Below are 12,193 nucleotides of genomic sequence, written 5' to 3' on the forward strand. Positions count from 1 at the left end.
CGCACACTCATACGCTGCATCGTTTTCCGAGGTGAGCGTGCCGTGAACTCCGTTCCAATCGCCTTCCCCGCTTCGCCGGCATGGTCGCGCTCGCCGACCCTCTCCCCCGGCCCCTCCTCCGCCGGCGACGAAGGACGCTCTCCCGCCGGCGGCGAAGGGGAGCAACCCCGCAGCCCCGGGAACGCCAATGGCGTTCCCCCTCTCCCGCGCGCGGGAGAGGGCCAGGGAGAGGGCCGGGGAGAAGGCAGCACCCCGTATCACGCCACCCCGGTCGCCCACCTGCTCGACGGCTGGCTGAACGAGGCCGTCTCGCTTGGCGCCTCCGACCTGCACTTCGAGCCCTACCCTGCCTTCTACCGCATCCGCGTCCGCATCGATGGCGTGCTGCACGAGCTGGCGCGCCCGCCGCTGGTCTTGCGCGAGGCCATCGCGGCGCGGCTGAAGGTGCTGGCGCGGCTGGATATCGCCGAGAAGCGGCTGCCGCAGGACGGCCGCCTGCAACTGCGCGCAGGGGGGCCGGTGCCGCGCGTGGTGGATTGCCGCCTGTCCACGCTGCCGACGCTGGCCGGCGAGAAGGTCGTGGTCCGGCTGCTGCCGGATGCAAGCCAGGTGCCCGCGCTCGATGCGGTGGGCTTTGAGCCGGAGCAACTGGCCGCGGTGCTCCATGCCCTGGGCCGGCCGCACGGCATGGTGCTGATCACGGGGCCGACGGGCAGCGGCAAGACCGTCTCGCTCTATAGCCTCCTGGCCCGCCTGGACGACGGTAGCCGCAACCTCTGCACGGTGGAGGACCCCGCGGAGATCGCGCTGCCGGGCATCAACCAGGTGAACCTGAACGAGCGCGCCGGCATGACCTTCTGCAACGTGCTACCAGCCTTGCTGCGGCAGGACCCCGACGTGCTGCTGGTGGGCGAGATCCGCGACGCAGCGACCGCCGCCATTGCGGTGCGCGCCGCGCAGACCGGCCACCTGCTGCTGTCCACGCTGCATACCAACGATGCGCCGGCAGCGCTGGTGCGTCTGGCGGATCTTGGCGTGCCGAGGTGGCAGACGGCCAGCACCGTGCACCTGATTACCGCCCAGCGGCTGGTGCGCCGGCTGTGCCAATGCCGCCTGCCCGATATGCGAACAGCCTCGGCAATGGCGCAGGCGGGAGTCGGCGACGACGCGCTTTCCGATGACCGGCCGCTGTGGCGGCCCGGCGGCTGTGCCTCCTGCCGGCAGACCGGGTATCGGGGCCGCTGTGCGGTCCATCAGGTGGTGCCGGTCAGCGAGGCGATGCGCGAACTGATGCGCGTCAATGCCGGCGCCGCCCGTCTGGCGGAACAGGCGCGTCGCGAGGGCGTGCTGTCGCTGCGCGAGGCCGGGCTGCGCAAGGTGCGGGCGGGATTGACCTCGCTCGATGAGGTCCTGGCGGCGACCGCGCCATGACGGCCCTTGCACCGAGGATCCAGCGCCACGCGCGCTTTGTCTGGGAAGGCCTGGATCCCCACGGCGCGCGCCTCACCGGTGCCGTGCGCGCAGCCGACGCGGATGCGGTCCGCGCCGCGCTGCAGGGCCGCGGCTACACCGCCGTGCAGGTGGCCGCGATAGACGGGCAGCGGCGCAGGGCCCCGCCAATGCACTGGGCGCGGCCTCCGGGCACCAGCCTGCGCCGCCGGCAGCTTGCGGCCTTCACCGCGCAGCTTGCCACGCTGCTGCGGGCCGGCGTGGCGCTGTCGCCGGCGCTTGCGCTGCTGGCCGAGGGCGGTGCCACGCGGCGAACGGACGGCCGCTTTGCCAGCGCCGTCGCCGCGGTACGTCGCGACATCGAGGCAGGCCTGAGCCTCGCACAGGCGCTGGGGCGCCAGCCGCTGTGGTTCGATGCCCTTTGCTGTGCCATGGTGGATGCCGGCGAGCAGGGCGGCATTCTGCAAGACACGCTGGGCCAGCTGGCGCGCTATCAGGAGCGCACGCTTGCGCTGCAGCGGCAGGTCCGGGCGGCGCTGACCTATCCGCTGGCGGTGCTGGCGGTGGCCGCGGCGGTGCTGATGCTGCTGTTGCTGGTCGTGGTGCCTGCCTTCGAGGATGTATTCGCCGGCTTCGGCACCGAGCTGCCGGCGGCCACGCGGCTGGTGATCGCCCTGTCCGAGGGCTTGCCGTCGTCCCTGCCCTGGCTGGTGCCACTCTTCGCGCTGCTGCTGGCCGCCTGGCGACTGGCGTTGCGGCGGTACCCATCGCTGCAGCGCTGGCAGGACGCGGTGCGGCTTCGTCTGCCGCTGCTCGGCCCCGCGCTTTGCAGCGCCGCCACGGCGCGCTGGGCGCGCACGCTGGCGACGCTCGCGCTGGCCGGCACGCCGCTGGTCGAGGCCATGGCGCCGGCTGCGCGGGCGTGCGGCAACCTGGCGTGGGCCGATGACTGTGCCGCGATCGAGCACGGCGCCAGGGCGGGCCAGGGCATGGCCGACGCGATGCGGCGCACGGCCCGGTTCGACCGGATGTCCTTGCAACTGGTCCGCGTCGGCGAGGAGTCCGGCACGCTGGAGGCCATGCTGATGCGGATTGCCGAGGAGCACGAACGGCGGGTGGAAGCCGCGGTAGCGGCGCTGTCGCGGCTGCTGGAGCCGCTGCTGGTGATGGTGCTGGGCGCACTGATCGGGGCGCTGGTCATCGCGATGTACCTGCCCGTGTTCAGTCTCGGCCAGGCCCTGTAGTGCCCGCCTCTCATACCCGCGCGGCGCCAATCGCGCTAGCATCGCGGCTGGCGCGCGCCGGCCTGCCATTGGTCCCCGGTTGCGCACGCCGTTCGCCATCTGTCGTTACCGCTGTTCCTGCCGAATGCCATCGACCCTGTCCCAGCCCGGCCCGCTGCTCCCGTCGCCCTCGTCCCTGCTCGAGTCTCCCTTTGCGGGAGCCGGCCCCATGCATCGCATGGACGGCGCCGTGGAAGGCGCAGGCAGCGCCGGGGACTGGACCATCGCCGCGCTGGCCGCGCTGCCCGACTGGTTCCTGCTGACCGTCGTGGCGGTGCTGGGCCTGATCGTCGGCAGCTTCCTCAACGTGGTGATCCACCGGCTGCCCACCATGATCGACCGCATGCTCGCCAACGACCATGCCTTGCTGGTGGGCGAGCCCCTACCCTATCCGGAGCGATACGACCTCGCGGTGCCCCGCTCGGCGTGCCCCTGCTGCGGGGCGCCGATCCTTGCCTGGCACAACATCCCGCTGATCGGCTACCTGCTGCTGCGCGGCCGCTGTTCGCACTGCCACGCGCCGATCTCGGCCCGCTACCCGGCAGTCGAGGCCGCCAGTGCCGCGCTGGCCCTGCTCGCCGCCTGGCGCTTCGGTCCAAGCTGGCAGGCGCTGGCCGCGATGGCGCTGCTGTGGGCGCTGCTGGCGCTCGCCGTGATCGACAGCCGCACCCGGCTGCTGCCGGACCAGCTGACCCAGCCGCTGCTGTGGCTGGGACTGCTGGTCAATGCGGCGGGACTGTTCGCGCCGCTGCCGGACGCGGTGATCGGCGCGGCCGCCGGCTATCTGATGCTGCGCATCGCCGCCGACCTGTTCCGGCTGGTGCGGGGCAAGGAGGGCATGGGGCACGGCGACTTCAAGCTGATGGGCGCGCTGGGCGCTTGGTTCGGCTGGCAGGCGCTGCCCGCCCTGATCGTTTGCGCGTCGCTGTCCGGACTGGTCTACGGCCTTGCCAATCTGGCGCTGCGTCGTCAGCATCGCGATACCGAGATTCCCTTCGGCCCCTTTATCGCCGCGGCAGGCGTGCTGGTGCTGGTCGCGGGATGGGAGCGGTTCCTGCTCGCCGTCGGCGGCATCTGAGCCAGCGTTTCCGCCCCATGCCGCCCGCCCCGCACGCCATTTCGACCATTACCGCCATTACCGCCATTACCGCCATTACCAGGACCACCATGCTCGAAATCGGCTTGACCGGCGGCATCGGCTCCGGCAAGAGCCGGGTTGCCGATCTGTTCGCGGCGCGCGGCGCCGCCATCATCGACACCGACCTGATCGCGCACGAGATCACCGCGCCCGGCGGCGCGGCGATTCCCGCGCTGGTGCAGGCGTTCGGTGCGCAGGCGCTGCGCGCGGACGGCGCGATGGACCGCGATGCGATGCGCGCGCTCGTCTTCGCCGACCCCAGCGCGAAGGCCCGGCTGGAGGCCATCACGCATCCGCTGATCCGCCGCATCGGCGAGAGCCGGGCGGCCGCGATCCGCGCGGGCGGCCAGCATCCCTACCTGATCCATGTGGTGCCGCTGCTGGTGGAATCGGGCAGCTGGCGGGACCGTGTGCACCGGGTGCTGGTGGTCGACTGCAGCGAGGACACGCAGATTGCCCGGGTGATGGCGCGCAACGGCTTCGCGCGCGAGCAGGTGCTGGCCATCATGGCGAGGCAGGCCACGCGGGACCAGCGTCTGGCCTGCGCCGACGACGTGATCGACAACGAAGGCGCGCCCGAAGCGCTGGAGCCGCAGGTCGAGGCGCTGGACCGGCGCTATCGGACCATGCCGGTGCCTGCCACCGTCGGCGGGCACTAGCGGCGCCGCCGATCTTCGCCGCTCGGCACACGGCACGGCTGCGCGGTGCAAAGCGGCCGCGTTTCATTGTGATCATGCGCGGTCTCGCATAGAATGCGTTGGAATATGCTGCAAAACGCATGCATACGGCCGCATGCATGAGACTGCATGCGCATCTGTACCGATTGCCCCGCGCCGCTGCCCGGCCCCTGATCGAGATCGGACCCAGACTCCGATCCGGCCGGCCAGCTGGCCCGTCGCCGCGCTGCACGGACAAGCCCCTTGATTCTGTACGAATATCCTTTCAACGAACGCATCAGGACCCTTCTGCGCCTGGAGGACCTGTTCGATCGCCTGGATTACTTCCTCGGACAGGACCACGCGCTGCAGCACCATGTCGCGCTGACCACGCTGTTCGAGATCATCGACGTGGCCGGCCGCGCCGATCTGAAGACGGACCTGATCAAGGAACTGGAGCGCCAGCGCCAGGCCCTGGCCGCGCTACGGGCCAGTCCCCAGATCGACCAGCAGGCACTGGACCTCGTCATCGGCGAGATCGAGCAGGCCATCGCCGCGCTGAACCAGACCGTCGGCAAGGCGGGGCAGCTGCTGACCGACAACGAGTGGCTGACCAGCATCCGCAGCCGCGCGATCATCCCGGGCGGCACCTGCGAGTTCGACCTGCCCTCGTATTACGCCTGGCAGCACCGCCCCGCGGAGGACCGCCGCGCGGACATCATCAAGTGGGTACGGCCGCTGGTGCCACTGCGCATCGGTACGGGCGCGGTGCTGCGCCTGCTGCGCGAATCGGGCCAGAGCGGCAAGGTGATCGCCACCGGGGGCAGCTACCAGCAAATGCTGTCCGGCCGCAGCTACCAGCTGATGCAGGTGCTGCTGGACGATTCGCTGCTGGCCTTCATCCCCGAGATGAGCGCCAACAAGTACATGCTGTGGGTGCGCTTCACGCAGCAGGATGGCGACATGCGGCCGAAATCCGTCGATGCGGACATTCCGTTCCTGCTCAAACTCTGCAATTTCTGAAGCGCAATGCCAACCGTAGTCAAATGCCCGACCTGCGGCACGGATGTGGTCTGGGCGCCCGAGAACAAGTTCCGGCCCTTCTGCTCCGAACGCTGCAAACAGATCGACCTCGGCGCCTGGGCGACCGAGAAATATGTGATCGGCGGCAAGCCCGGCGACGCCGCGGCGGACCCCGACGAGCCGCACGACGATTGAGCCGGCTCGCCGGCGGAGACCCTCAGGCGCCGGCGCGGCTTTCCTGCTCGAGCCACTCCACCACGGGGATGGTGGCGGGCAGCAGCGGCGCGACCTCGACCGGCACGCGCTGCCAGGCAAACGCCTGCCCCTCGCGCCCGACCATCTCGCCGCTCCAGCGATCGACCTTGCAGAAATGCAGCCGCACATAGGCGTGCGGATAGTCGTGTTCGAGCACGTGCCACGGCGTGACGCCGGCGATGTCGATGCCCAGCTCCTCGTGCAGCTCGCGCGCGAGCGCGGCCTCGACGCTCTCTCCCGCTTCCAGCTTGCCGCCCGGGAATTCCCAGTAGCCCTCGTAAGGCTTGCCGGCAGGGCGCTGCGCCAGCAGGAAACTGCCGTCGGCGCGCACCAGCACGCCCACGGCGACTTCGGTCACCGGCCGGGCGGAGTTGGACGCCGTCATGCGGCCTGCCCTCCGTCCGGCGCGGCACTACGATCGACACTACCCGCTGCGCCGGCGTGCGGCGCGAAGGCGCGGCCGTGGCGGCCTGCCCAGTCGCGCGCGAACTGCCAGGCGACGCGGCCCGAGCGCGAGCCGCGCTCCAGCGCCCACACCAGCGCGTCGCCGCGCGCGGCGGCGATGTCGTCGTCGTTGCAGCCGAACTGGCGCAGCCAGTGGCCGACGATGGTCAGATATTCGTCCTGCTTGGGCGGGTAGAACGACAGCCACAGACCGAAGCGCTCGGACAGCGAGATCTTCTCCTCGACCACCTCGCCGGGATGGATCTCGCCGTCGTCGGTATGCCGGTAGCCCTCGTTGTCCTTCATATACTCCGGCAGCAGGTGGCGCCGGTTGGACGTCGCATAGACCAGCACGTTGTCCGACTGCGCGGCGACGGAGCCGTCCAGCGCCGACTTCAGCGCCTTGTAGCCCGACTCGCCTTCCTCGAACGACAGGTCGTCGCAGAACACGACGAAGCGCTCGGGGCGCTGCGCCAGCTGCTCGACGATGTCGCCCAGATCGCCCAGGTCGGCCTTGTCGACCTCGACCAGCCGCAGCCCCTGCCCGACGAACTCGTTCAGGCAGGCCTTGATCAGCGACGACTTGCCGGTGCCGCGCGCGCCGGTCAGCAGCACGTTGTTGGCCGGCAGCTTGCGGACGAACTGGCGCGTGTTGGAGACAATGGCTTCCTTCTGCCGCTCGATGTTCTTCAGGTCGTCCAGATGGATCGGCGGCAGCTGGCGGATCGCCTGCAGGTAGCCGATATTGCCGAACAGGCTTTGCCGCTTGCGCCAGCGAAAGGCGACGGCGCCTGCCCAGTCCTCGTCGGAGAGCTGGGGCGGCAGCCATTGTTCGAGCCGGGCGAGAAACTGGTCGAGGCGTGCAGCAAGGTCGGACATGATGGGTTCTACTGGATCAGGACCGGTAGTCGGCGTTGATCGACACGTAATCGTGAGAGAAGTCGCAGGTCCAGACGGTGGCGGTGGCGTCGCCGCGTCCCAGGGCAATGCGCACGGTGATCTCGGCCTGCTTCATCACGCGCTGGCCGTCTTCCTCGCGGTAATCGGGATTGCGACCGCCGTCGCGGGCGACCCAGACATCGTCGAGCCACAGGTTCACCCGGGTCACGTCCAGATCCTCGACACCGGCGTAGCCGACCGCGGCGAGAATCCGTCCGAGGTTGGGATCGGAGGCGTAGAAGGCCGTCTTGACCAGCGGCGAATGCGCGACCGCGTAGGCAATCTGGCGGCACTCGGCGACATCGCGCCCGCCTTCGACCTGGATGGTCATCAGCTTGGTCGCGCCTTCGCCATCGCGCACGATTGCCTGCGCCAGTTCCTGTGCCAGATCGGTGACCGCTTCACGCAGCTGCTCGAAGGCCGGCCCTTGCGGCTGCTCGATCGCGGCGCCGCCGGCCTTGCCGGTGGCAATCAGCACGAAGGAATCGTTGGTCGAGGTGTCGCCGTCGATGGTGATGCTGTTGAACGAGTGGTCGGCGGCATGCGACACCAGCGCCTGCAGCACCGGCTGGGCCACCGCGGCATCGGTGGCGATAAAGCCGAGCATGGTCGCCATGTTGGGACGAATCATGCCGGCGCCCTTGCTGATGCCGGTCAGCGTGACGGTCCTGCCATCGATCGACACCGTGCGCGATGCCGCCTTGGGCTGCGTATCGGTGGTCATGATGGCCTCGGCGGCGGCCAGCCAGTTGTCCTCTCGCAGCGCCGCGATCGCGGGCGGCACGCCGGCCAGCAGGCGGTCCATCGGCAGTTGTTCGAGGATCACGCCGGTGGAGAACGGCAGCACCTGGGCCGGGGCCGCGCCGATGGCGCTCGCCACCGCTTCACAGGTGGCGCGGGCGTTCTTCAGACCGGTGTCGCCGGTACCGGCATTGGCGTTGCCGGTATTGATCACCAGTGCGCGAATGCCCTGCCCCGCCGCCAGGTGTTCACGGCAGACCTGAACCGGCGCCGCACAGAATCGGTTCTGCGTGAAGACGCCGGCCACGGTGCTGCCGGCGGCGATGCGGACCACCAGCACGTCCTTGCGGTTGGCCTTGCGGATGCCGGCCTCGGCCCAGCCGAGCTCCACGCCGGCGACGGGTTTCAGGTTCTCCGCCTTGGGCAGGGGCAGATTGACGGCCATTTCGATTCCTCGCTTCGATGCGCAATGGAAGAAAAGCCCGGCCGTAGCCGGGCATCGGAATGCTCAGGCGGAACGGCCGAGCCCGGCCATCCGCGTGCGACGGGCCGCGCTCAGGCGAGGCGGCCGTGGCAGTGCTTGAACTTCTTGCCCGAGCCGCAGGGGCACGGATCGTTGCGGCCCACGCGCGGCATGGTGGCGGCATCGGCACCGCCCCCCTCGGCCGCAACCGCGGCCAGGGTGGCGCCGGCCGGCGTCTGCGCGCCAGTGCCGGCGTCGTTGAACTCCTCGTGCTGGTAACGCACGTTGCCCAGCTGGGACAGGTCGTCCTCGATCTGCTCGGAAGCCTGCTCCAGCTGCTCCGGCGTCTGGATCTGCACGTTGAACACCACGCGCGTCACCTCGGCCTTGATCACGTCCAGCAGACGGCCGAACAGCTCGAACGACTCGCGCTTGTATTCCTGCTTCGGGTCCTTCTGCGCATAGCCGCGCAGATGGATGCCCTGGCGCAGGTGATCGAGCGCGGCCAGATGCTCGCGCCAGTGGGTGTCGATGCTCTGCAGCATCACCGAGCGCTCGAAGTTGGCGAAGGCCTCGCGCCCGACCAGCGCAACCTTGGACTCGTAGCGCTCGTTGGCCGCCGTCAGGATCATGTGCAGCAGCTCTTCGTCCTCGATGCTCTGCGCCTGCTCGATGGTGGCGGCCAGCGGCACCTCAAGACCGAAGTCGTCACGCAGGCGCGCCTCCAGGCCGGCGATATCCCACTGCTCTTCCATCGACTCGGCCGGCACGTGCTCGCGGAACAGATCGACCAGCACGCCCTGGCGCAGATTGCCGATCATCTCGCCAACGTCCTTCGACTCCAGCACCTCGTTGCGCAGCTTGTAGATTTCCTTGCGCTGGTCGTTGGCGACGTCGTCGTACTGCAGCAGCTGCTTGCGGATATCGAAGTTGCGGCCCTCGACCTTGCGCTGCGCCGATTCGATCGAGCGCGTCACGATGCCCGCCTCGATCGGCTCGCCCTCGGGCATCTTCAGCCGGTCCATGATCGCGCGCACGCGGTCGCCGGCGAAGATGCGCAGCAGCTGGTCGTCCAGCGACAGGTAGAAGCGCGATGAGCCCGGGTCGCCCTGGCGGCCGGCACGGCCGCGCAGCTGGTTGTCGATCCGGCGCGACTCGTGGCGCTCGGTGCCGACGATATGCAGGCCGCCAGCGGCCTTGACCTGCTCGTGCAGCGACTGCCATTCCGACTTCAGCTGCTCGATGCGCGCGGTCTTCTCGGCGGCGGACAGGCTGGCGTCGGCCTCGATGAAACCGGCCTGCTTCTCGACGTTGCCGCCCAGCACGATGTCGGTACCGCGGCCGGCCATGTTGGTCGCGATGGTGATCATCTTCGGACGACCCGCCTGCGCGACGATCTCCGCCTCGCGGGCGTGCTGCTTGGCGTTGAGCACCTGGTGCGGCAGCTTTTCCTTGTTCAGCAGGTCCGACAGGTATTCCGAAGTCTCGATCGAGGTGGTGCCCACCAGGACCGGCTGGCCACGCTCGTAGCAGTCGCGGATATCGCGCACGACGGCGTCATAGCGTTCCTTCGACGTCTTGTAGATCTGATCCTGCAGGTCCTTGCGCTGCGCCACGCGGTTGGTCGGGATCACCACCACTTCCAGGCCGTAGATCTCCTGGAACTCGTAGGCTTCGGTGTCCGCGGTACCGGTCATGCCCGCCAGCTTCTCGTACATGCGGAAGTAGTTCTGGAAGGTGATGGTCGCCAGCGTCTGGTTTTCCTGCTGGATCTGCACGCCTTCCTTGGCCTCCACGGCCTGGTGCAGGCCGTCGGACCAGCGGCGGCCCGTCATCAGGCGGCCGGTGAATTCGTCGACGATCACCACCTCGCCGTTCTGCACCACATAGTGCTGGTCGCGGTGGAACAGGCAGTGGGCCCGCAGCGCCGCGTACAGATGGTGCATCAGCGTGATGTTCTGCGGCGCGTACAGCGATTCGCCCTCGCCGATCAGGCCCTGCTGCGCGAGAATCTGCTCGGCCTTTTCATGGCCGGCCTCGGTCAGGTAGACCTGGTGGCCCTTCTCGTCGACGTAGTAGTCGCCGGGCTTCTCGACGCCGGTGCCGTCCGCCTTCTCCTCGCCGATCTGGCGCTCCAGCAGCTTCGGGATACCGTTCATGCGCTGGTACAGATCGGTGTGGTTCTCGGCCTGGCCCGAGATGATCAGCGGCGTGCGCGCCTCGTCGATCAGGATCGAGTCCACCTCGTCGACGATCGCGTAGTGCAGCGGCCGCTGGACGCGCTGACCCGGGTCGTAGACCATGTTGTCGCGCAGGTAGTCGAAGCCGAACTCGTTGTTGGTGCCGTAGGTGATATCGGCGTTGTACGCGCCCTGCTTCTGGTCGTGCGGCATCTGCGACAGATTCACGCCGACCGACAGCCCGAGGAAGTTGTACAGACGGCCCATCCACTCGGCATCGCGCTGCGCGAGGTAGTCGTTGACCGTCACCACGTGCACGCCCTTGCCGGTCAACGCGTTCAGATACACCGGCAGCGTCGCGGTCAGGGTCTTGCCTTCCCCGGTACGCATCTCGGCGATCTTGTTGTCGTTCAGCACCATGCCGCCAATCAGCTGCACATCGAAATGGCGCATCTTCATCACGCGCTTGCTCGCTTCGCGGCAGACCGCGAAGGCTTCGGGCAACAGCGACTCCAGCGTTTCGTTGGCGGCCAGGCGTTGACGGAACAGTTCCGTCATGCCGCGCAGCTCGTCGTCGGACATCGTCTCGAACTTCGGTTCCAGCGCGTTGATCCGCTCGACCGTCCGTCGATATTGTTTGATCAGCCGCTCGTTACGGCTGCCGAAGACTTTCTTGAGAAGGCCCGTGATCATCGATTGGTGTTGCCTGCATGTGCCGCCTGATCCCGCGCCGGGAGGACCGGTCACGCGCCAGGCAGTAGGAAGGAGTGGCGCAAAACGCCGAGTTTATCACGCGCGCGGGGCAGGTCCGGGGGTCGGCGGGCCTCGGGAAGAGGTGCGCCACGCGCCTCCTGCAGGCGGCGACGGCACTGCGCTTGCGGCGGATGCCCGGCAGCCGGCGGCGGGCTAGAATGCGGCCATGCGCATGTTCACCCATCACGCCCTCAAAACGCCTGCCGCCCGGCCATTGAACGACTGGCTGGCCAAGGCCGGCCCTGTTTCCTCGCTGATGCAGACCGCGCGCGAACTGGCGTCACTGGAGGCCGAGGTGATGGCGCTGCTGCCGCCGGCCATGCGGGCCGGCGTGGCGGTGGCCGGCGTGCGGCAGGATGCGCGCAGCCCGGGCCAGCCCAATACGCTGGTGTTGCTGGCCGCGCATGGCGCGGCCGCGGCGCGCGTGCGTCAGATCGTGCCAAGCCTGCTGGCTCGGCTGCAGCAGCGCGGCGCAAGGATCGATGCGGTCAGGGTCAGGGTGCAGCCCGATCCGGCTCGGGGCGGCTGGGAAGTCGAGCCGGCCCCGCGCAAGCCTCGGGCACCGACGCCCGCCATCGCGGTGGACAGCATGGCGGCGCTGGAGCAATCGCTACCGGATTCGCCGCTGCGGGATGCGGTCAGGGCGCTGGTGGAGCGGCATCGGGGGCGGTGATTCTGGCCTGGCGGTCCGCTGCCCTCTCCCCCGGCCCCTTGTATGTCGCACAATTCGTCCTGGACGCCTCAGATCGATGGCCCCATGCTCTGAGCGCGAGCTCAAGTTCGAGGGAGAGCGAGGATCGGGGCGTCCATTCTTGGTAGCGTTCAGCCTAAGCCCGAACGGTTGGGAGGCAGTACGCCGCATTGACACA

Annotated in this window: 11 protein-coding genes; 7 read left to right on the plus strand and 4 right to left on the minus strand. The window is 69.0% G+C overall.

The window, feature by feature from the left end:
• The first annotated feature begins 42 nt into the window (after nt 1-42).
• The 6 genes from K6V06_RS10540 (at nt 43) to K6V06_RS10565 (ending at nt 5,744) form a co-directional block, all read left to right on the plus strand.
• A complete protein-coding gene (locus K6V06_RS10540; RefSeq protein ID WP_370637442.1) occupies nt 43-1,431 on the plus strand; it encodes a GspE/PulE family protein in 1,389 nt (462 codons plus the stop codon).
• Nucleotides 1,428-2,693 (plus strand): type II secretion system F family protein, encoded by a 1,266-nt coding sequence (locus K6V06_RS10545; protein WP_222243044.1) that lies wholly within the window; start codon nt 1,428-1,430, stop codon nt 2,691-2,693. Before K6V06_RS10540 ends, K6V06_RS10545 begins: the two co-directional genes overlap by 4 nt.
• A 217-nt stretch (nt 2,694-2,910) precedes the next feature.
• The gene (locus K6V06_RS10550; RefSeq protein WP_222243092.1) at nt 2,911-3,810 is read left to right on the plus strand and encodes an A24 family peptidase; all 900 of its coding nucleotides are present in this window, start codon (nt 2,911-2,913) and stop codon (nt 3,808-3,810) included.
• Between the two features lie 89 nt (nt 3,811-3,899).
• Entirely contained in the window at nt 3,900-4,529 is a 630-nt protein-coding gene (gene coaE / locus K6V06_RS10555) for a dephospho-CoA kinase (RefSeq protein WP_222243094.1), read from the plus strand.
• A 261-nt stretch (nt 4,530-4,790) separates the two neighbouring features.
• Nucleotides 4,791-5,549, plus strand: a complete 759-nt coding sequence (gene zapD / locus K6V06_RS10560) for a cell division protein ZapD (protein WP_222243046.1) — start codon at nt 4,791-4,793, stop codon at nt 5,547-5,549.
• Nucleotides 5,550-5,555: 6 nt separating this feature from the next.
• Nucleotides 5,556-5,744 (plus strand): DNA gyrase inhibitor YacG, encoded by a 189-nt coding sequence (locus tag K6V06_RS10565; RefSeq protein ID WP_222243048.1) that lies wholly within the window; start codon nt 5,556-5,558, stop codon nt 5,742-5,744.
• Between the two features lie 22 nt (nt 5,745-5,766).
• Here K6V06_RS10565 and K6V06_RS10570 read toward each other — a convergent pair whose 3' ends face one another.
• From K6V06_RS10570 to secA, 4 genes are all read right to left on the minus strand, one after another.
• Entirely contained in the window at nt 5,767-6,189 is a 423-nt protein-coding gene (locus tag K6V06_RS10570) for an NUDIX domain-containing protein (protein ID WP_222243050.1), read from the minus strand.
• Nucleotides 6,186-7,127 (minus strand): ATP-binding protein, encoded by a 942-nt coding sequence (locus tag K6V06_RS10575; RefSeq protein WP_222243052.1) that lies wholly within the window; start codon nt 7,125-7,127, stop codon nt 6,186-6,188. The genes K6V06_RS10570 and K6V06_RS10575 overlap by 4 nt, the downstream gene beginning before the upstream one ends.
• 16 nt (nt 7,128-7,143) lie before the next feature.
• Nucleotides 7,144-8,373, minus strand: coding sequence for a bifunctional glutamate N-acetyltransferase/amino-acid acetyltransferase ArgJ (gene argJ / locus K6V06_RS10580; RefSeq protein WP_222243054.1), 1,230 nt, complete (start codon nt 8,371-8,373; stop codon nt 7,144-7,146).
• A gap of 110 nt (nt 8,374-8,483) precedes the next feature.
• Nucleotides 8,484-11,264: a preprotein translocase subunit SecA gene (secA, locus tag K6V06_RS10585; protein ID WP_222243056.1), complete on the minus strand. Its 2,781-nt coding sequence runs from the start codon at nt 11,262-11,264 to the stop codon at nt 8,484-8,486.
• Nucleotides 11,265-11,490: 226 nt separating this feature from the next.
• Between secA and K6V06_RS10590 the strand changes: the two genes are divergently transcribed.
• Nucleotides 11,491-11,997, plus strand: coding sequence for a DciA family protein (locus K6V06_RS10590; protein WP_222243058.1), 507 nt, complete (start codon nt 11,491-11,493; stop codon nt 11,995-11,997).
• Nucleotides 11,998-12,193: the final 196 nt, after the last annotated feature.

Origin of the sequence: Cupriavidus sp. AU9028 (assembly GCF_019795295.1) — a bacterium.
Taxonomy (GTDB): domain Bacteria; phylum Pseudomonadota; class Gammaproteobacteria; order Burkholderiales; family Burkholderiaceae; genus Cupriavidus.